15 protein-coding genes are annotated in these 19,194 nt (G+C 73.7%); 5 read left to right on the top strand and 10 right to left on the bottom strand.

The annotated features are described in order from the left end of the window. Positions 1–310: 310 nt before the first annotated feature. A complete protein-coding gene (locus ABZ854_RS16910) occupies positions 311–2,008 on the bottom strand; it encodes a trypsin-like peptidase domain-containing protein (protein WP_361210780.1) in 1,698 nt (565 codons plus the stop codon). 264 nt (positions 2,009–2,272) lie between these two features. On the opposite strand from ABZ854_RS16910, the gene helR reads away from it, so the two are divergent. Continuing rightward, a complete protein-coding gene (gene helR / locus ABZ854_RS16905) occupies positions 2,273–4,423 on the top strand; it encodes an RNA polymerase recycling motor ATPase HelR (protein ID WP_361210777.1) in 2,151 nt (716 codons plus the stop codon). Positions 4,424–4,442: 19 nt separating this feature from the next. On the opposite strand, the gene ABZ854_RS16900 is transcribed toward helR, so the two are convergent. Next, positions 4,443–4,892 carry a TIGR03668 family PPOX class F420-dependent oxidoreductase gene (locus tag ABZ854_RS16900; RefSeq protein WP_361210774.1) on the bottom strand — a complete coding sequence of 150 codons (450 nt, stop codon included), beginning with the start codon at positions 4,890–4,892 and terminating at the stop codon, positions 4,443–4,445. A gap of 2 nt (positions 4,893–4,894) precedes the next feature. Next, positions 4,895–5,536: a phosphoribosyltransferase family protein gene (locus ABZ854_RS16895; RefSeq protein WP_361210770.1), complete on the bottom strand. Its 642-nt coding sequence runs from the start codon at positions 5,534–5,536 to the stop codon at positions 4,895–4,897. Positions 5,537–5,835: 299 nt separating this feature from the next. On the opposite strand from ABZ854_RS16895, the gene ABZ854_RS16890 reads away from it, so the two are divergent. After that, on the top strand, positions 5,836–6,276 hold the full coding sequence (locus ABZ854_RS16890; protein ID WP_361210767.1) for an SRPBCC family protein: 441 nt from the start codon (positions 5,836–5,838) through the stop codon (positions 6,274–6,276). Between the two features lie 15 nt (positions 6,277–6,291). Here ABZ854_RS16890 and ABZ854_RS16885 read toward each other — a convergent pair whose 3' ends face one another. From ABZ854_RS16885 to ABZ854_RS16865, 5 genes are all read right to left on the bottom strand, one after another. After that, positions 6,292–7,443, bottom strand: coding sequence for an XdhC/CoxI family protein (locus ABZ854_RS16885; RefSeq protein WP_361210764.1), 1,152 nt, complete (start codon positions 7,441–7,443; stop codon positions 6,292–6,294). Between the two features lie 47 nt (positions 7,444–7,490). Then, complete coding sequence (locus tag ABZ854_RS16880; protein WP_361210761.1) at positions 7,491–8,948, bottom strand: NCS2 family permease; 1,458 nt, start codon at positions 8,946–8,948, stop codon at positions 7,491–7,493. A 207-nt stretch (positions 8,949–9,155) separates the two neighbouring features. Then, positions 9,156–11,540, bottom strand: coding sequence for a molybdopterin cofactor-binding domain-containing protein (locus ABZ854_RS16875; protein ID WP_361210758.1), 2,385 nt, complete (start codon positions 11,538–11,540; stop codon positions 9,156–9,158). Between the two features lie 2 nt (positions 11,541–11,542). Beyond that, positions 11,543–12,058 (bottom strand): (2Fe-2S)-binding protein, encoded by a 516-nt coding sequence (locus ABZ854_RS16870; protein ID WP_361210755.1) that lies wholly within the window; start codon positions 12,056–12,058, stop codon positions 11,543–11,545. Further along, a complete protein-coding gene (locus tag ABZ854_RS16865; RefSeq protein ID WP_361210752.1) occupies positions 12,058–12,963 on the bottom strand; it encodes an FAD binding domain-containing protein in 906 nt (301 codons plus the stop codon). Before ABZ854_RS16865 ends, ABZ854_RS16870 begins: the two co-directional genes overlap by 1 nt. Before the next feature lie 359 nt (positions 12,964–13,322). Here ABZ854_RS16865 and ABZ854_RS16860 point away from each other — a divergent pair, with 359 nt between their 5' ends. Beyond that, positions 13,323–14,996 carry a PucR family transcriptional regulator ligand-binding domain-containing protein gene (locus ABZ854_RS16860; protein ID WP_361210749.1) on the top strand — a complete coding sequence of 558 codons (1,674 nt, stop codon included), beginning with the start codon at positions 13,323–13,325 and terminating at the stop codon, positions 14,994–14,996. Between the two features lie 177 nt (positions 14,997–15,173). After that, positions 15,174–15,932, top strand: coding sequence for a hypothetical protein (locus ABZ854_RS16855; protein WP_361210746.1), 759 nt, complete (start codon positions 15,174–15,176; stop codon positions 15,930–15,932). Positions 15,933–16,311: 379 nt separating this feature from the next. Here the strand turns inward: ABZ854_RS16855 and ABZ854_RS16850 are convergent, their stop codons facing one another. Continuing rightward, on the bottom strand, positions 16,312–16,935 hold the full coding sequence (locus ABZ854_RS16850; protein WP_361210799.1) for a GntR family transcriptional regulator: 624 nt from the start codon (positions 16,933–16,935) through the stop codon (positions 16,312–16,314). Between the two features lie 416 nt (positions 16,936–17,351). On the opposite strand from ABZ854_RS16850, the gene ABZ854_RS16845 reads away from it, so the two are divergent. After that, positions 17,352–18,401: a DUF2637 domain-containing protein gene (locus tag ABZ854_RS16845; RefSeq protein ID WP_361210743.1), complete on the top strand. Its 1,050-nt coding sequence runs from the start codon at positions 17,352–17,354 to the stop codon at positions 18,399–18,401. A gap of 103 nt (positions 18,402–18,504) precedes the next feature. On the opposite strand, the gene ABZ854_RS16840 is transcribed toward ABZ854_RS16845, so the two are convergent. After that, entirely contained in the window at positions 18,505–19,020 is a 516-nt protein-coding gene (locus tag ABZ854_RS16840) for an ATP-binding protein (protein WP_361210741.1), read from the bottom strand. Positions 19,021–19,194 lie beyond the last annotated feature (174 nt).

Genomic DNA, 19,194 nt, shown 5'->3' with positions numbered 1-19,194 from the left:
TCGGTGGCTTGTCGCGCAGTTCCCCGCGCCCCTAGGGGGTTGCAGTCACGCCGGCTGCGAGGCACCGGGGCGCTTGTCGCGCCCGCGCGGCGGAGGCGGGCGGGGGGTGGCGCGGGTGCGTGTGCCGGGTGCGGGTGGTCGGTGGCTTGTCGCGCAGTTCCCCGCGCCCCTAGGGGGTTGCAGTCACGCCGGCTGCGAGGCACCGGGGCGCTTGTCGCGCCCGCGCGGCGGAGCCGCAAATCGGCACAGCCCCGCGCCCGTGGGCGGGTGCAGTCACCTTCGTGGTAGGGCGCCGGCCGGGTGTGAGGGGTCATGGCGGGTCCTCCCGGCCGGGGGGCGGAGTGGTGCAGTAGGTGAGGAAGTGGGTGGTGGCTGCTTCTGATCGGTCCAGGTCGCAGGGGGTTTGCTGGAGGTGGGCCAGGACTTCTTCGTAGAGGCGGTAGGCCTTCATCGTGCGGTCGGTGTCGGTGGCGTTGCGCTCGCGGAAGAGGGGCCAGGTGGCGGTGACGCGGCCGAGGAGTTCCTCGCGGCGGCGCAGACGGGTGTCGAGGAGGGTGATCGCCTGCTCCAGGCGTTGCCTGCGGCGCTCGACGGCGTCCTCGAAGGTGAACAGGAGGTCGGCGCGGAGGGGTTCGCGGTCCCGGTCGGGGGCGTGGGCCAGCCAGGCGCTCAGCATGCGGGTGCGGCGTACAGCGGCCTCGGCCTCGGTCAGGAGACGCAGCGTGGCGGGGTCGGGGCCGGGGAGGACACGGTCCCGGCGTTCTTCGAGGGCGGGGCCCAACTCGTCGTGGATGCAGCCGAGTTCGTCGCTCAGGCGGGTCCAGCGGTCGCGCAGCGGGCGGTGTACGAGGGCTTCCGCGGCCTGTTCGAAGCGGTCGTGCCGGTGCCGGAACACCAGCAGCAGCCGGGCGCCCTGCTGGGTGAGCCGGTCCAGCAGGCCGAGCAGGGCGTCCGGTTCGGCGGCCTCGTCGATGCCGGCGAGGACGGCGGCGAGCGGGACGCGCAGCGCGCCGAGCCGCTCGGGGAGCGGGTCCGCGCGGACGCCGAGCCGTTCGGCGATGCGGTCGGTGACCTGGGCGGCCGTCATGCCCCGTACGTCCAGGGCGAGATCGTGGCCGCCGGCCGGCGGGACCGTCTCGGGCGGGTCGTGGTCGAAGGCGCTGGTGTTGCGCTCGGTGCGCAGTTCGCGGTCGGCGAGGGTGATCGCCCGTTTCAGCGTCCAGGCGCGCGGGCCGCGGGGGGGCACGACGGTGACGAGCACGGGCCAGCCCTCGCCGCGGAACCAGGAGGCCAGCTCGGTGGCGAACCCCACGTCGAGTTCGCCGCCGGCGCCCCTGGTTCCGGTCCGCAGCGTCCGGTCGACGGCTTCGGCGCCGTACGTCCAGGCGGAGACCTGCGGCAGGTGACGCAGGATGGTCTCGGTGGGGCTCATGTAGGTGAACGCCGTCGGCCTGCCCTCGTCGACGCTGAGGACGATGCCGATCACACGGTCGGTGGCGTGGTCGACGACGCCGGCGCCGCTGAAGCCGGGGCTGGCGAGTTCGCCCTCCGTGCGGGGGCGCAGCTGGACCTGGCTGTCCCGGCCGCGGCCGCCGACCAGGGTGGCGTCGTGCCAGCGCCCCGCGTCGTCGCCGACGGGGAAGCCGTACATGCTGACCGGTCCGTGCGGGGTGGCGCGCCGGTACAGCCAGGTGGTGTGCTGGGCGGGCAGCGGCTCGTCCAGGCGGAGCAGGGCGAGGTCGCCGCTGCGGTCCCCGAAGGGGTCCTCGCGCTGCGGGACGTGCTCCTGCGGCAGGACGTGCGCGGGGACGGAGGGGGCGTCCGGGACTCCGGCGAAGTGCACGACGTAGGGCTGTCCGGGGACGACCACGTGGGCCGCGGTGAGCACGCGGTCGGGCGCGAGCAGCACACCCGCGCCGATCACCCCCTCGTCGGGTGTCTCGATGCGCGCGATCCAACTGGGCATCCGTAACAGCGATGTGACGGCTCGCTCCCCCGTGCGCGTCATGTCACCCGAGGTTACTCCGCGTACCTCTCCCGTACCACCGGTGTGCACGGGACGGGCGGGGAACGATTGGAGGGAAGGGGCGGCGGCCGTCCGCCGGGGGTGAGGGTGAGGGAGGAGAACCGGGCGGCACGCCCACTCCTCGCCACTTACAACCTATAGCGCACTGGGGGGCTTGCGGCAAGGCCCCCCTGGTGCCGCACAATCGCAGGCCGACGCCGAATCCAGAGGAATTGGGAGTTTTGCGACGTGTGTGCACTGTTGTCTGTGGAGGGACCGTCGTCCGCAGGCGCGTTCGACCTTCCCGACCGTCTCTCGCACAAGGCCGACCCGGCGCTGATCGCCGCCGACGAGGCGCACTTCGCGGCGATCGCGGCGAGCCTCGCGCAGTCGGTCGCCGAGCTTGAGGACCGGCTGGCGGCCGAGCGGCGGGCGCCGGGCGGTGTGGGCCGGCAGGCCATGGACCGGGACGCCGAGGTCCACCGGCTGACCGCGCGGCTGCGCGCCCTGCGCCGCTTCGGTCTGGACCTGTGCCTCGGGCACATGGTGGGCGCGGACGACGGCGAGCGTGTGTACGTCGGCCGGCTCGGGCTCACCGACAGCGCGGGGCGCCGGCTGCTGGTGGACTGGCGTTCCCCGGCGGCCGAGCCGTTCTTCGCGGCGACCCACGCCCGCCCGATGGGACTGGCGAGCCGCCGCCGCTACCGCTGGACCGCCGGCCGGATCAGCGACTACTGGGACGAGGTGTTCACCGCCGACGGGCTGCGAAGCGGCGCCGCGCTCGACGACCAGTCCGCGTTCATCGCCAGTCTGGGCGGCCACCGCTCGGAGCGGATGCGGGACGTGCTGGCCACCATCCAGGCCGACCAGGACGCCGTCATCCGGGCGGGCTCCCGTGGTGCCCTCGTCGTCGACGGCGGTCCGGGGACGGGCAAGACGGTCGTCGCGCTGCACCGCTCGGCCTATCTGCTGTACTCCGACCCGCGTCTCGGGCAGCGCCGGGGCGGTGTGCTGTTCGTCGGCCCGCACCAGCCGTACCTGGCGTACGTCGCCGACGTGCTGCCGAGCCTCGGCGAGGAGGGGGTGCGCACCTGCACCCTGCGCGACCTGGTGGCCGAGGGGGCCGCCGCGGTGGCTGAGAGCGACCCGGAGGTGGCCCGGCTGAAGTCGTCCGCGGACATGGTGCGGGCGGTCGAGACGGCCGTACGGTTCTACGAGGCGCCGCCCACCGAGGGCTTGACGGTCACCACCCCCTGGGGCGAGGTCCGGCTGACCGCGCGGGACTGGGCGGAGGCGTTCGGGGCGGCCGCGGGGACGCCGCACAACGAGGGGCGCGAGCGCATCCTGTCGGCCCTGGCCGAGATCCTCCTGGACAAGCACGGCGGCGAGGTCCCGCCCGAGGAGTTCCACCGGGCGCTGCTGCGCGACCAGGAACTGACCGGCACCCTGAACGGCGCCTGGCCGCTGCTCGAAGCCGCCGACCTGGTGGGCGACCTGTGGTCGGTGCCCGCCTATCTGCGGCTGTGCGCCCCGTGGCTGACCTCGGACGAGGTACGGCGGCTGCGGCGCGCGGAGGGCGGGACGTGGACGGTGTCCGACCTGCCGCTGCTGGACGCGGCCCGGCAGCGGCTGGGCGATCCGCGGGCGGCGGAGCGTGAGCGCCGCCGGCGGGCGATGACCGCCGCGGAACGCGAGCGGATGGCGGGTGTCATCGACAACGTGCTGGCGGCCGACGACGACGGCGAGGGCGCGGTGACGATGCTGCGCGGCCGGGACCTGAGGGACCGGCTGGCCGACGAGGACGCCCTGCCCGGCGACGAACGCGATCCGCTGGCCGGTCCCTTCGCGCACATCGTGGTGGACGAGGCGCAGGAACTGACCGACGCGGAGTGGCAGATGCTGTTGCTGCGCTGTCCGTCCCGCAGTCTCACGGTCGTCGGGGACCGCGCGCAGGCCCGGCACGGGTTCACGGAGTCGTGGCGGGAGCGGCTGGAGCGGATCGGGCTCGACCGGATCGAGGTGGCCTCGCTGGGCATCAACTACCGGACGCCGAGGGAGGTCATGGCGGAGGCCGAGCCGGTGATCCGGGCCGTGCTGCCGGACGCCAACGTGCCGGCGTCCGTGCGCGACGCGGGGGTGCCGGTCGTCCACGGGCGGGTCGCGGACCTGGAGCCGGTCCTGGACGCCTGGCTGGCCGAGCATTCCGAGGGGGTGGCGTGCGTGATCGGCGCTCCCGCGTTCCGGTCGTCGTCGCCCCGAGTCCGTTCGCTGACACCGCAGTTGTCGAAGGGGCTGGAGTTCGACCTGGTGGTCCTGGTGGAACCGGAGGCGTTCGGCACGGGGGTCGAGGGAGCCGTCGACCGGTACGTGGCGATGACGCGGTCGACCCGCCGGCTCGTCGTGCTCACGGACGGCTGAGGTCCCGGACGCCCGGCTCTCAGGTGCTCGCCTGCCAGCCGCTCCAGCGGCGGACGGCGACGGTGATCACCGGGCCGGCCGGCGGACGGTCCCGGTACTGGGGGTACTTCTCGCGCAGCAGCGCCACGGCAGCGTCGTACGCCTGCCGTTCGGCCGGATCGGTGGTGCCCGGCGCGAGGATCCGGGCGTCGCCGTCGGCGCGGGACCACCACAACTGGTCCCAGTCCTCGTCGTAGGCGTCGGCGAGGAGGCACACCGCCGGGTGGGCGGTGATGTCGGCCAGCCGTTTCAGGCGCCGGGTGCTCTTGGGTTTGTGGTCGACGGCGGTCACCAGCCGGTCCGGGCCGGTCGCGGCGGCGAAGGTGACGGGCACCTGGCGGGGCCGGCCCGCCGGGTCGACCGTGGCCAGCCGGGCGACGCGGGACGAGGTGAACCTGCGCCGCGCCTCGTCCTCGGTGAGCCGGGGCATCCTCAGCACCCGTGCAGCGCGGCGAGCACGTCGGCGTCCGACAGTTGCCCGAAGTCGTCGTACCACTGGCCGACGGCGGCGAAGCCGGTCGGGCGGCACGGGCAGACGACGGTGTCGGCCTCGGCGGCGAGCCGTTCGAGCGAGTCGGGGGCGCCGACCGGGACGGCCAGCAGGAGGCGGGCGGGCGCCCGGCGGCGGACGTGCCGGAGGGCGGCGCGGGCGGTGGCGCCGGTGGCCAGACCGTCGTCGATCACGACGACCGTACGGCCGCCCAGTTCGGGCGGCGGGCGGTCGCCCCTGTACCGGCGCTCCCGGCGGCGCAGTTCACACCGCTCTCGCTCCACGAGCGGTGCGAGCGATTCCCTTGTCAGGCCGAGGCGGTCCAGGGTGTCCTGGTCGAAGAGGGGCGGATCGTCCCCGACGAGCGCGCCGACCGCGAACTCCTGGTGCCGAGGCGCACCGATCTTGCGTACGACGAGCACGTCGAGCGGCGCGTCGAGGGCGCGGGCGACGGGCGCGGCGACGGTGACGCCGCCGCGGGGAAGGGCCAGGACGACCGGGTCGGGCAGTTCACCTTGCTCACCGAGGTCCGTGAGCAGCCCGGCAAGCTCCCGCCCGGCCGCGGCACGGTCCCGGAAGCGCATGGGCTGCATCCTCTCCGCCGGGTCCGTCCCTCCCCGCACCTCCATGGTGCTACCGCGAGGGTGCAGGGTGCGCGGCCGACCTCGTCATTCGAACATATGAACTATATATTCGGAGTGGGGTGACGCGGGGCGTTTTCGGGTGCGGGTGCGGGTGCGGGTGCGCTGTGGCTGATCGCGCCGACGCGGCGGAGCCGCATCTCGACACAGCCCCGCACCCCTTGGGGAAGCGCAGGTGCCGCGTGCTTCATTGGCGGCCTGAGTTCATGTGTTGGCCGGCGTGATTGCCTACGATCATTCGCGTGCCCACGATCTTCTTTGAACGTACCGTGCCGCTTCCCCTCGACGAGGCGTGGCGGCGGCTCACCCTGTGGCCTCGGCATGGGGACGTCGTGCCGTTGACGCGGGTTCGTGTGGTCACGCCGGGGCCCACCCGGGTGGGGACCCGGTTCGTGGCGCGGTCGGGGGTCGGGCCGCTCGGGTTCGACGACGTGATGGAGGTGACCGTCTGGGAGCCGCCGGGGGACGGGGTGGCGGGGCGTTGCCGGCTGGAGAAGCGTGGCCGGGTGGTGCTGGGCTGGGCCGAGATCGAGGTGCACCCGGGGCCCGGCGGCCGTACCCGGGTGGTGTGGCGTGAGGAGTTGCGGCTGCGCTTCCTGCCCGGTGCCTTCGACGGCCTCGTGGTCGGCGTCGGCCGGGTGGTGTTCGGGCGCGCGGCCAACCGGCTCCTCAGGCGGGCATGAGGAAGTGATGGGGCGTCAGGCCGCCGGGTTGATATGGGTCGTCGGGGCTTCCGGTGTCGCGTGGTGGATCGGGGTGTGTGCGCCGGTCAGGGAGCGGCCCGTGCCGCCTCGGCGGGCGGCGACGATCTCCGCCGCGATGGACAGGGCCGTCTCCTCCGGGGTACGGGCGCCGAGGTCGAGGCCGATCGGGGAGCGCAGCCGGGCGAGTTCGAGTTCGGTGACGCCGACCGCGCGGAGCCGCTCGTTGCGCTCCAGGTGGGTGCGGCGGGAGCCCATCGCGCCGACGTAGGCCACCGGCAGGCGCAGGGCCAGGCGGAGGAGCGGTACGTCGAACTTGGTGTCGTGGGTGAGGACGCACAGGACGGTACGGGCGTCGGTGGGCGTGCGTTCCAGGTAGGTGTGGGGCCATTCGGCGACGACCTCGTCGGCTTCGGGGAAGCGGGCCTTCGTGGCGAACACGGGCCGGGCGTCGCAGACGGTGACGTGGTGGTTCAGGAGCTTTCCGACGCGGACCAGCGCGGCGGCGAAGTCGACGGCGCCGAAGACGATCATCCGGGGCGGGGGGACCGAGGACTCCACGAGGACGGTCAGCGGGGCGCCGCAGCGCGAGCCCTGCGTGCCGGTCTCCAGGGTGCCGGTGCGGCCCGCCTCCAGGAAGGCGGCGGCCTCGGCGGCGACCGTGCGGTCCAGTTCGGGGTGGGCGCCGAAGCCGCCGTGGTGGGTGCCGTCGGGATGGACGAGGAGGGCGCGGCCGAGCAGTTCGGCCGGGCCCGACACGATCCGCGCGACCGCCGCCGCCTCCCCACGGGCGGCGGCGGCCAGCGCGGCCGCGAGCACCGGCCGGGCGGGACCGTCCGCCCGGACCGGTGTGACGAGGATGTCGATGACGCCGCCGCATGTCAGGCCGACGGCGAACGCGTCCTCGTCGCTGTACCCGAAGCGCTCCAGGACGGTCCGACCGTCCAGGAGCGCCTGCCGGCACAGCTCGTACACGGCGCCCTCCACGCACCCGCCGGAGACCGAGCCGACGGCCGTGCCGCCGGCGTCCACCGCGAGGGCGGCGCCGGGCCCGCGCGGGGCGCTGCCGGCGACGGCCACCACGGTGGCGACGGCGAAGTCACGGCCCTGCTCGACCCACCGGTTCAGCTCGTCGGCGATGTCCAGCATCTGTCGGTCCCCTTCAGGAGCGGGTCGGAGGGTGCGGGTCGGACCGGCTAGTGGACGCCGAGCCAGCCCTCGATGGGGTGGAGCGCGAAGTAGATCAGGAAGATGGCCGTCAGCCCCCACATGAAGGCGCCGATCTCGCGCGCCTTGCCCTGCCCGATCTTGATGACGGCGTAGGAGATGACGCCCGCGGCGACACCGGCGGTGATGCTGTACGTGAACGGCATCACGACGACGGTCAGGAAGACCGGGATCGCGGTGGCGCGGTCGGCCCAGTCCACGTGCCGGGCGTTCATCAGCATCATCGAGCCGATGACCACCAGGGCGGCCGAGGCGACCTCCTGCGGGACGATCGCGGTGACCGGGGTGAAGAACAGACAGGCCGCGAAGAACAGGCCGGTGACCACCGAGGCGAGGCCCGTGCGGGCGCCCTCACCGACACCGGTCGCCGACTCGATGAAGACGGTCTGGCCGGAGCCGCCCGCCACGCCGCCGATCGCGCCGCCGGCGCCGTCGATGAACAGCGCCTTGGACAGGCCGGGCATACGGCCCTTGTCGTCGGCCAGGTTGGCCTCGGTGCCGACACCGATGATGGTGGCCATGGCGTCGAAGAACCCGGCGAGCACCAGGGTGAAGACGATCATGCCTACGGTCATCACGCCGACCTTGCCCCAGCCGCCGAACGCGACGTGCCCGAAGAGCGAGAAGTCGGGCATCGAGACCGCGCTGCCGTGGAGTTCGGGGGCGCCGCTGGCCCACTGCTTGGGGTCGATGACGCCGACGGCGTTGAGGACGGCGGCCACGACAGTGCCCGTGACGATGCCGATCAGGATGGCGCCGGGGGTGTTCCGGGCCTGGAGCAGGAAGATCAGCAGCAGGGTGCCGGCGAACAGCAGGACCGGCCAGCCGACGAGCTCACCGCCGGGACCGAGGGCGACCGGGGTGGCCTTGCCCTGGTGCACGAAGCCGGACTTGTAGAAGCCGATGAGGGCGATGAACAGGCCGATGCCCATGGTGATGGCGTGCTTGAGCGCGAGCGGGATCGCGTTCATGATCATCTCACGCAGGCCGGTGACGACCAGCAGCATGATGACCACGCCGTAGATCACACACATACCCATGGCCTGCGGCCAGGTCATCTCGGGTGCGACCTGCGAGGAGAGGACGCCGGAGACGGACAGGCCGGCGGCGAGCGCGAGCGGCACCTTGCCGACGAAGCCCATCACCAGCGTGGTGAAGGCCGCGGCGAACGCGGTCGCGGTGATCAGGGCCTTCTGGCCCATGGTGTCGCCGGCGGCGTCCTTGCCGGACAGGATCAGCGGGTTGAGCAGGAGGATGTACGCCATCGCCATGAAGGTGGTGATGCCGCCGCGCACCTCACGCGCGACCGTGGATCCTCTTCTGGATATGTGGAAGTACCGGTCGAGCCAGGATCGCCCTGCCGGGACGCGTGAGCCGGTGCCCGCGTCTTCGGCAGGGGTCCTCGGCTCCACAGACTGCTGGGTCATGGTGCCAACTCCCAAGGTTCAAAGGGGCCCCCGTGCAACCGCCTTGTTCGGCCACGGGATTTGGGATTGGACGACCCGGGGGACGGCCCGAGACGAACGTGTTTCCTGGTGCTTCAAGGACCGCGAGCGGTGCGGAACTCAAAGGGTTCCTCCGGGCGGCGCGGCGGAGTGTGTGACGTTCCCTGCGCCGCCCGGAGAGCTGGGGTGTTACGCGGTCCCCGTCAGGTGCTCGGGCCGCACCGGTGTGCGGCTCAGCTCCAGCCCTGTCGCGTTCCGGATCGCCGCGAGGACGGCCGGGGTGGACGACAGGGTCGGGGCCTCTCCGACGCCGCGCAGCCCGTAGGGGGCGTGCTCGTCGGCGAGTTCGAGGACGTCGACCGGGATGGTCGGCGTGTCGAGGATGGTCGGGATCAGGTAGTCCGTGAACGACGGGTTCCTGACCTTCGCGGTCTTCGGGTCGACGATGATCTCCTCCATCACCGCCACCCCCAGGCCCTGGGTGGTGCCACCCTGGATCTGGCCGAGGACGGACAGCGGGTTGAGCGCCTTGCCGACGTCCTGGGCGCAGGCCAGTTCGATGACCTTGACCAGGCCGAGTTCGGTGTCGACCTCGACGACGGCGCGGTGCGCGGCGAAGGAGTACTGGACGTGGCCGTTGCCCTGGCCGGTGCGCAGGTCGAAGGGCTCGGTCGGCCGGTGCCGCCACTCCGCCTCGATCTCCACGCATCCGTCCTCCAGCACCTCGGCCAGGCCGGCGAGGACCTCCCCGCCGTCGGTGACCACCTTGCCGCCCTCCAGCAGGAGTTCGGCGGTGGCCCAGGCGGGGTGGTAGCTGCCGAACTTGCGCCGGCCGATCTCCAGGACCTTGTCGCGGACCAGTTCGCAGGCGTTGCGCACGGCGCCGCCGGTGACGTAGGTCTGCCGGGAGGCCGAGGTGGAGCCGGCGCTGCCGACGCGGGTGTCGGCTGGCTGGATGGTCACCTGGGTGACGCCGAGTTCGGTGCGGGCGATCTGCGCGTGCACGGTGACACCGCCCTGGCCGACCTCCGCCATCGCCGTGTGCACGGTCGCGACCGGCACACCGCCGACGACCTCCATGCGCACCCGGGCGGTGGAGTAGTCGTCGAAGCCCTCGGAGAAGCCGACGTTCTTGATGCCGACCGCGTAGCCGACACCGCGTACGACGCCCTCGCCGTGCGTGGTGTTGGACAGGCCGCCGGGCAGCTGCCGTACATCGGCGCCCTCGCTGGACTCCCACTGGCGCTCCGGCGGCATCGGCATCGCCTTGACCCGGCGCAGCAGTTCGGCGACCGGCGCCGGGGAGTCGACGGGCTGGCCGGTCGGCATGACCGTGCCCTGTTCCATGGCGTTCAGCTGCCGGAACTCCACTGGGTCCAGGCCGAGTTCGGCGGCGACCTTGTCCATCTGCGCCTCGTAGGCGAAGCACGCCTGGACCGCGCCGAAGCCGCGCATCGCGCCGCAGGGCGGGTTGTTGGTGTAGAGGGCGTACGCCTCGATGTCGACGTCGTCGACGGCGTACGGCCCGACGGAGAGGGAGGCAGCGTTGCCGACGACCGCCGGGGAGGCGGAGGCGTAGGCGCCGCCGTCCAGCACGATCCGGCACTTCACGTGGGTGAGCCGGCCGTCCCGGGTGGCTCCGTGCTCGTAGCGGAGCCTGGCCGGGTGGCGGTGGACGTGGCCGAAGAAGGACTCGAACCGGTTGTAGACGATCTTGACCGGTTTGCCGGTGCGCAGGGCGAGCAGGCAGGCGTGGATCTGCATGGACAGGTCCTCGCGGCCGCCGAACGCGCCGCCGACGCCGGACAGCGTCATGCGCACCTTGTCCTCGGGCAGGCCGAGGACGGGCGCCATCTGGCGCAGGTCGGAGTGGAGCCACTGGGTGGCGATGTAGAGGTGGACGCCGCCGTCCTCCTCCGGTACGGCGAGCCCGGACTCGGGGCCGAGGAAGGCCTGGTCCTGCATGCCGAAGGTGTACTCGCCGCGGACGATCACGTCGGCCCGCCCGGCGGCCCGCGCCGCGTCGCCGCGGACGATCGGCTGGCGGTGCACGATGTTGGGGTGCGGGACGTGGCCCGCGTGGTGGTCGGTGCGGTGCTCGTGGACGAGGACCGCGTCGGGGCCGGTGGCCGAGGCCTCGTCGGTGACGACCGGGAGCTCGCGGTACTCGACCCTGATCTTGGCGGCGGCACGGCGGGCCGTCTCCGGGTGGTCGGCGGCGACGAGCGCGACCGGTTCGCCGTGGTGGCGCACCTTGCCGTGGGCGAGGACCGGGGTGTCCTGGATCTCCAGGCCGTAATGGCGGACCTCGGTGGGCAGGTCGTCGTAGGTCATGACGGCGTACACGCCCGGGGTGGCCAGGGCCTCGCCGGTGTCGATGGACACGATCTCGGCGTGGGCGACGGTGGAGCGCAGGATCTGGCCCCACAGCATGTCCTCGTGCCACATGTCGGACGAGTACGCGAACTCGCCGGTGACCTTCAGGGTGCCGTCAGGGCGCAGCGTGGACTCGCCGATGCCGCCCTTCGTGCCGGAGCCTTGGGTGATCTTCGTCGGTGCGCCGATCGCGGGCATGCTCACGCCCCCTCGGACTGGCGGGCGGCCGCGAGGCGGACCGCGTCCATGATCTTCTCGTAGCCCGTGCAGCGGCACAGGTTCCCCGACAGCGCCTCGCGGATGTCGGCGTCGGTGGGGTTCGGGTTGCGCTCCAGCAGTTCGTCGGAGGCGACCAGCAGACCGGGGGTGCAGAAGCCGCACTGGACGGCGCCGGCGTCGATGAACGCCTGCTGCACCGGGGAGAGTTCCGTGTCCTCGCCGGTCCGCTCGGAGGTTCCGGAGCGCTGCGCGGCGTATTCCGCGAGGCCCTCGACGGTGACGACCTCGCGGCCCTCGGCCTGGCCGGCCGCGACCAGACAGGAGCAGACCGGCACGCCGTCCAGGCGGACCGTGCAGGAGCCGCACTCGCCCTGTTCGCAGGCGTTCTTGGAGCCGGGCAGGCCGAGGCGCTCGCGCAGCACGTACAGCAGGGACTCGCCCTCCCAGACGTCGTCGGCCTGCTGCGGGCGTCCGTTGACGGTGAGGTTGACGCGCATTACGCGGCACCTCCCTTCTGCTGACGGGCGGTGCCTCGTGCGCCGCGGTACGACTCCCAGGTCCAGGTGAGCGTCCGGCGGGCCATCACACCGACCGCGTGGCGGCGGTAGCTCGCGGTGCCCCGCACGTCGTCGATGGGGTTGCAGGCGCCGGCGCACAGGTCCGCGAATCGCTTGGCGACCGAGGGGGTGATGATCCGGCCGTTGTCCCAGAAGCCGCCCTCGTCCAGGGCCGCGGTCAGGAACTCCTCGGCGGCCTTGGCCCGCACGGGGGTGGGGGCGGCGGAGCCGATGCCGGTGCGGACGGTGCGGGTCTCGGGGTGCAGGGCGAGGCCGAAGGCGCACACGGCGATGACCATCGCGTTGCGGGTGCCGACCTTCGAGAACTGCTGCGGGCCGTCCGCCTTCCGGATGTGCACGGCGCGGATCAGCTCGTCGGGCTGGAGCGCGTTGCGCTTCACCCCGGTGTAGAACGAGTCGATGGGGATCAGGCGGGTGCCGCGCGCGGCCGACTCCGCCTCGACCTCGGCGCCGGCCGCCAGCAGCGCCGGGTGGGCGTCGCCGGCCGGGGAGGCGGTGCCCAGGTTGCCGCCGACGCCGCCGCGGTTGCGGATCTGCGGGGAGGCGACGGTGCGCGAGGCCAGGGCGAGGCCGGGCAGCTCGGTCCGCAGCTCCTCCATGATCCGGGTGTACGGGACGGAGGCGCCCAGCCGCACGGTGTCCGGGCCGGTCTCCCACTCGGTGAGGTCGCCGACGCGGTTCAGGTCGAGGAGGTACTCGGGCCGGCGGTGGTCGAAGTTGATCTCGACCATCACATCGGTCCCACCCGCAATCGGCACAGCGGTGGGGTGCTCGGCCTTAGCGGCGAGCGCCTCCTCCCAGCTGGCGGGGCGCAGGAAGTCCATGACCGGCTCTCTTCTTCGGCTCGTGCGTCGTACAGCTCGTGAGTCGTACAGATCGAGCCAATCCGTCGGTGACGGTCGCGGCTCGTTCATGTGCTGTTTACGCGGCGTGGACTCAGTACACCGTCCGCTGCTCCGACCGGGTCAGTCACGGAAACCATGAAGGAGTTGGCTGGCCACGGCGATCGTCTTGTAGATTCGTATGAACGGAGGTCGTCGGCTGCCCCTCCGGTTCCCCGAGGAAACACGGGAAACACCCCCGGCGGCCTCGCAGGACGGCCCACGCGGCCCGCGCGCCGGACCCCTCCGGTCCGTCCCCAGGATCCATCGTAGGTTTCGAGACAAAGAACGGCGGCGACGAGATGCGGCTGCGCGCACTGCTGGACACGGACGCGCTGGGCCTGAAGCTGCTCGGCGGCGAGGACGAGCTGGACCGCTCCGTACGCGGGGTGATGACCACCGACCTGCGTGACCCGAGCCGCTACCTCTCCGGCGGCGAGCTGGTGCTGACCGGCCTGGCCTGGCGCCGGGACGCCGGTGACTCGGAGCCGTTCGTACGGATCCTGGTGCAGGCCGGGGTGGCCGGGCTGGCGGCCGGCGAGGCCGAGCTGGGCGATGTGCCGGAGGACCTGCTGCTGGCCTGTGCGCGGCACCGGCTGCCGCTGTTCGCGGTGCACGAGTCGGTGGCCTTCGCGACGATCACCGAGCACGTCGTACGGCAGGTGTCCGGCGAGCGGGCCGGTGACCTGGCCGCCGTGGTGGACCGGCACCGGCGGATGATGACCTCGGGGCCCGCGGGCGGCGGCCCGGACGTGGTCCTGGACCTGCTCGGCACCGACCTGGACCTGCGGGCCTGGGTGCTCTCCCCCACCGGCCGGCTGATCGCCGGCTCCGAGGAGTCGGGGCCGGCGCTGCCCGTGGAGACGTGCGCCAAGCTCGCCGCCGAGCACCTCGCCGCCGCCCGCACCGGCCGGCGCGGACCGCACCGGGTGCTGCAGGGCGGGTCGACGTACTCCCTGTTCCCGGTCCGCTCCTCGGGCCGCTCCCCGCAGGCGGCCCGGGACGTGCGCGAGACGGTCCTGTCGGACTGGGTGCTCGCCGTGGAGGCGGACGCCGGCGACTGGCCGGCGGAGCGCCTGGACCTGCTGCAGGGCGTCACCCAGCTGATCGCCGTCGAGCGGGACCGCCGGGACGCGGCGCGCACGGTGCGGCGCCGGCTCGCGCAGGAGGTGCTGGAGCTGGTGCAGACCGGCGCGGCGCCCGCCGAGATCGCCGCGCGCCTGAGGGTGGCCGCGCCGGTGCTGCTCCCCGGGCTCGGCGCTGCCCCGCACTGGCAGGTCGTCGTCGCCCGCGTGGAGTGGGACGGCGGCGAGGTCGAGGGCGGCCCGGTCGCGCAGTCGCTGCTGGAGGAGATCCTCGTCGACCCGGTCGCGACCGGCCCCGAGCCCTCGGACCGGATCGCCGTCGCCCACACCGGCGACGAGGCGATCGCCCTCGTCCCGCTGCCCGCGGTCACCACCGAGCACGACGGCTTCGAGTCCGGCCTGCTCGCCGACACGCTGCTGCGCACGGTGCGCGACCCGCTCTCCGCCGGCCTGGACGGCGACGGACGGCTCACGCTCGGCGTCAGCGCGGCCGTGCACTCGGCGGAGGGGCTGCGCGGCGCCCTGGAGGAGGCCCGGCACGCCCGCCGGGTGGCGGCGGCCCGCCCCGGCCGGGTGTGCGCCGCCGGACACCAGGAGCTGGCCTCGCACGTCCTGCTGCTGCCCTTCGTCCCCGACGACGTCCGCCGGGCCTTCACCGCGCGCCTCCTCGACCCGCTGCGGGACTACGACCGCCGGCACCGGGCGGAGCTGATCCCCACCCTGGAGGCGTTCCTCGACTGCGACGGCTCCTGGACGCGCTGTGCGACCCGGCTCCACCTGCACGTCAACACGTTGCGCTACCGGGTCGGGCGGATCGAGCAGTTGACGGGACGGGACCTGTCGCGGCTGGAGGACAAGCTCGATTTCTTCCTGGCGCTGCGCATGAGCTGAGGTCGCGGGGCCGGCGGGCGACGGGTCGGGGTGGCCGACCGGCACCCGTTCCGGCCCGCCACTTTGTGAAAACTTTCACCCACCCCCTTGGCCCGGCCCGCCGATCGGTGCTGGAATGCGCCCACCACTCAACAGCTCGATGGCGTGCTCGGGGAGGGCAACGTGGCGCATACCGCCATGTCTGGTAACGGAACGACCGCCGGTGACGATCCTCTCCAGACCGCGGTGTGGCGGCTGCGCTCGCGGGCCTGCTGGGCCGACGCGGCGGCGCTGCTGCCGCGCGACACCCCGGCGGCGGCGCTGCAACGGGCCGCGCTGCTGGTGGAGCGGTGCCTGTACACCGAGCGGGGCTGGGAGGACGCGGAGGACGCGCTGCGTACGGCGGAGGCGCTGGCCCACGACGACGAGGAGCGGGGGGCGGCGGCCTGCGAACGCGGGCAGCTCGCGTACGCCTCTACGGTGCACGGGGTGCGGGACCGGGCCGACGAGGCGCGGGCCGCGCTCGGGCGGGCGGCCGCGCTGATCCCCCCGGGGGCGGTGGGGCGGGCGCTGCTGGACTTCCGGCGGGGGCTGCTCGCGGAGAACCTTACGCGGTCGCCGCAGGCCGCTCGCGCGGCGTACCGGCGGGCGCACGCGGGCGCTGCCGCGCAGGCGGATCCGCTGCTGCTGTCGTTCACCTGGCGTCACCTGGCCGGACTGGCCCTGCGGGAGGGGGAGTTGGCGGAGGCGCGGCACGGGTTCGCGGAGTCGCTGCGGATCCGGGAGGAGCTGGGATATCTGGTCGGTACGGCGCCTGCGCTGGCGTCCCTCGCGGAGACCGAGTCGGACCCCGAGGCGTCCCGCCTCCGCGAGGAGGCTCGGCGCCTGTTCCGACTCCTCGGCGGCGTCCCCACCTGGCTCGCCCGCCAGCTGGCTCCGCCGGCGGCCACTGCCTAGCCGGCGGCTCGGGGGTGCGGTGCCCGCGGGGCAGGGGCGGGACGGCAGAGCAGGGGCGGGGCGCGCGGGGCAGGGGCGGGGCGCGCGGCCGGGCGCGGGTGCGGGTGCATCGTGGCTGGTCGCGCAGTTCCCCGCGCCCCTTCAGGGCGCTGCCCCTGGCGTCGGCTTCGTAGCCGCCCCAGCTGCGGGCGTGCGTGCGGCAGGGGCGGCACCCACCCCGGAGCGGAGGTGTCGCGTAGCCGCGGGCACCCGTGCCGCTGGGGCGGCACGGGTGGGCGCAGCGGCACCCTGGCAGCGCCGGTGAGCGATCCCGCCCCCGGTCAGCACCCGCGCCGGGCAGGTTTCGTCCGCTCCGGGCCGCGCGCCGGGGGCGTCCCGGCTAGGTGCTGAAGTGGGTGGTCAGGAGGGTGTGGGCCGAGTCCAGGTCGGACGTGGTGAGGGCCTCCAGGAGGGACAGGTGCTGGGTGGCGTCGGTCAGGAGGTCGACGCGGGCCGGGCCGGCGGTCAGGGGCCACTGGGCCCGGCGATGCAGATCCGCGGCGACCCGCACCAGCTGCGCGTTGCCCGACAGGGCCAGCATCGCCCCGTGGAACACCCGATCGGCCTCCCCGTACGTCGCCGCGCACCCGGTCGACGCCGCCCGCACCGTGTCCTGCGCCAGCGGCCGCAGCTCACCCCACCGCCCGGCCGGCACCGTCCGCGCCAGCCGCAGCAGCACCGGCACCTCCAGCAGCCCGCGCACCTCGGCCAGCTCGGCCAGCTCGCGGGGCCCGCGCTCGACGACCCGGAAGCCCCGGTTGGGCACGACCTCGACGGCGCCCTCCAGCGCGAGCTGCTGCATGGCCTCCCGCACCGGCGTCGCGGACACCCCGAACCGCTCCCCGAGGACCGGCGCCGAGTACACCTCGCCGGGCCGCAGCTCGCCCGTCACGAGCGCCGTACGCAGCGCGTGCAGGATCTGCCCGCGCACCGAGGAACGCCGCACGGCACGCTGCGCCGGCACCCGGACGGCGTCCGGCGTCCCGGCCTCGGCGGAGCCCTGCGCGTCCCGCTCCACGGGGTCCTCCTCCCGGCGTCTTGTTACTCGTCCGTCAAGCACGATAAGCGCCCCGGGCGGCACGTCAAACCCCGGAGGCCCGTTAAGATCATCTCCACCCCGGGACCGGGCAGCACCCCCGCCCTCCGGCCGGTCATTCACAGTTTCCTCACCCGCCCCGGGAACTTTCCGCGGAACCACCCGTACGGGTAGTCTTATTCGAACTCAACTCTCGCCCGTCACGCGGCAGTTCGAGCAGATTGCCGCCCTGGGACACCTCTCGCGCTTCCTTGGCGGCCTCTTGCCCCGAAACCCCGTGAGGCCGCTCGGGAGTGGGCCACTATGGCGGGCGTTACGCCCTATCCCAATGCAAGGGACCCGTGATGAGACTGACCGACATATCGCTGAACTGGCTGCTTCCGGGCGCCGTACTGCTCCTGGGCATGCTGACGGCGGTGGCGGTGCTGCGCGGCAAGCGCTCCTCCGGGGAGAGCGCGGGCGCGGACGACTCGTGGGAGCGCAGCGAGGAGCGGCGCAGGCGCAAGGAGGCCCTGTACGGCACCGCCTCCTACGTGCTGCTGTTCTGCTGTGCGGCGGTCGCCGCCGCCCTCTCCTTCCACGGACTGGTCGGCTTCGGCCAGCAGAACCTGGGCCTGACCGGCGGGTGGGAGTACCTGGTGCCGTTCGGTCTGGACGGCGCGGCGATGTTCTGCTCCGTGCTCGCGGTGCGCGAGGCCAGCCACGGTGACGCGGCCCTCGGCTCCCGGATACTCGTGTGGACCTTCGCGGGCGCCGCGGCCTGGTTCAACTGGGTGCACGCGCCCCGCGGCATCGATCACGCGGGCGCTCCGCAGTTCTTCGCCGGCATGTCCCTGTCCGCGGCCGTCCTCTTCGACCGCGCGCTGAAGCAGACCCGCCGGGCGGCGCTGCGCGAGCAGGGCCTGGTCCCGCGTCCGCTGCCGCAGATCCGCATCGTCCGCTGGCTGCGGGCGCCCCGCGAGACCTACAAGGCCTGGTCGCTGATGCTGCTGGAGAACGTGCGCAGCCTGGACGAGGCGGTCGAGGAGGTGCGCGAGGACCAGCAGCGCAAGGAGGAGAACCGGCTGCGGCGCCGCGAGCAGCAGCGGGTCGAGCGGGCCCAGCTGAAGGCGATCAGCCGGGGGCACCGCGGCTTCGTCGGGCGCGGCCTCGGCCGGCAGCCCGAGATGCAGGCCGTGGAGCGCGGCCCGGCGCCGGCGACCGCGGAGCCTGCCATATCCGCGCCGGAACAACTGCCCGTACGCTCTCGGCCCTCCCTCCAGCCGGTCCGCAAGGCGGCTGACCCGGTCAGCACGGTGACCGTCGACCTCACCGCGGAGGACGACACCATGGCCCTGCCGCGCCTGGACTCCCTGGAGCGCAAGCTGAAGGACCTGGAGCAGCAGTTCGGCTAGGGGTACGAAGCGGGCCGGCGGGCCCGTGGTCCTACGGGGCGGGGCGTGACCCACGGGTAACGCCCCGCCCCGTTTGCCGGAGGCTCCCGGACGCCGTCCGGGCTCACGCCGCCTCGGCACCGAGTTCGAACCACACCGACTTGCCCACGCCGTGCGGCCGTACGCCCCAGGAGTCCGCGAGGGACTCCACCAGCAGCAGACCGCGGCCGTGGGTGTCGCCGTCCGGCTCGGGCGTGCGCACCCGCGGGGTGCGACCCACGAAGTCCCGTACCTCCACGCGCAGGCCGCGCGTTCCCACGACGGCCGTCAGGACGGCGTCGCGGTCGGTGTGGACGAGCGCGTTGGTGACGAGTTCGCTGGTGAGCAGTTCCGCGATCTCGGAACGGCCCGGCTTGCCCCAGTCCCGCAGCAGCGCCCGCAGCTCACGGCGCGCGTCGGGCACCGCCCTCAGATCGGCCCGGCCGAGTCTGCGGCGCAGCCGGGGCGCACGCGCCCGGACCGCGCCGCCCTCCCGGTCCCCGGGTATCTCCCCGGCGTCGTCGACATCCCCTGTTCCCCCCGGTCTCGCCGAGGAGGCCCCGATGGCCACGGGACCGCCCCCTCGCGCCTGCCTCTTCATGACCCCCGCCCGCACGCCGCCGGCCCTGCCCCTCGTGGTCGAACACGTTCACGGGGATGCTTGCCCAGCCGGCTCCCGGCCAGTCATGGTGCCGCGCCGACGGCCGCTTGTTCGGCCACCGCGGTACGCCCCCTCGCGCGGCCCCTCGTACGGCACCGGAACGCCGCCGTACGT

The sequence above is a fragment of the Streptomyces sp. NPDC047028 genome (genome assembly GCF_040644095.1).
Taxonomy (GTDB): domain Bacteria; phylum Actinomycetota; class Actinomycetes; order Streptomycetales; family Streptomycetaceae; genus Streptomyces.
This window is presented reverse-complemented; position numbering and strand designations above follow the sequence as displayed.

Excerpts from the sequence above, each read along its gene's own strand:
- ABZ854_RS16910 (WP_361210780.1), bottom strand. The coding sequence starts at position 2,008 with ATGACGCGCACGGGGGAGCGAGCCGTCACATCGCTGTTACGGATGCCC.
- ABZ854_RS16900 (WP_361210774.1), bottom strand. The coding sequence starts at position 4,892 with ATGCCCCGGCTCACCGAGGACGAGGCGCGGCGCAGGTTCACCTCGTCC.
- ABZ854_RS16895 (WP_361210770.1), bottom strand. The coding sequence starts at position 5,536 with ATGCGCTTCCGGGACCGTGCCGCGGCCGGGCGGGAGCTTGCCGGGCTG.
- ABZ854_RS16885 (WP_361210764.1), bottom strand. The coding sequence starts at position 7,443 with ATGCTGGACATCGCCGACGAGCTGAACCGGTGGGTCGAGCAGGGCCGT.
- ABZ854_RS16880 (WP_361210761.1), bottom strand. The coding sequence starts at position 8,948 with ATGACCCAGCAGTCTGTGGAGCCGAGGACCCCTGCCGAAGACGCGGGC.
- ABZ854_RS16875 (WP_361210758.1), bottom strand. The coding sequence starts at position 11,540 with ATGCCCGCGATCGGCGCACCGACGAAGATCACCCAAGGCTCCGGCACG.
- ABZ854_RS16870 (WP_361210755.1), bottom strand. The coding sequence starts at position 12,058 with ATGCGCGTCAACCTCACCGTCAACGGACGCCCGCAGCAGGCCGACGAC.
- ABZ854_RS16865 (WP_361210752.1), bottom strand. The coding sequence starts at position 12,963 with ATGGACTTCCTGCGCCCCGCCAGCTGGGAGGAGGCGCTCGCCGCTAAG.
- ABZ854_RS16860 (WP_361210749.1), top strand. The coding sequence starts at position 13,323 with ATGCGGCTGCGCGCACTGCTGGACACGGACGCGCTGGGCCTGAAGCTG.
- ABZ854_RS16855 (WP_361210746.1), top strand. The coding sequence starts at position 15,174 with ATGTCTGGTAACGGAACGACCGCCGGTGACGATCCTCTCCAGACCGCG.
- ABZ854_RS16845 (WP_361210743.1), top strand. The coding sequence starts at position 17,352 with ATGAGACTGACCGACATATCGCTGAACTGGCTGCTTCCGGGCGCCGTA.
- ABZ854_RS16840 (WP_361210741.1), bottom strand. The coding sequence starts at position 19,020 with ATGAAGAGGCAGGCGCGAGGGGGCGGTCCCGTGGCCATCGGGGCCTCC.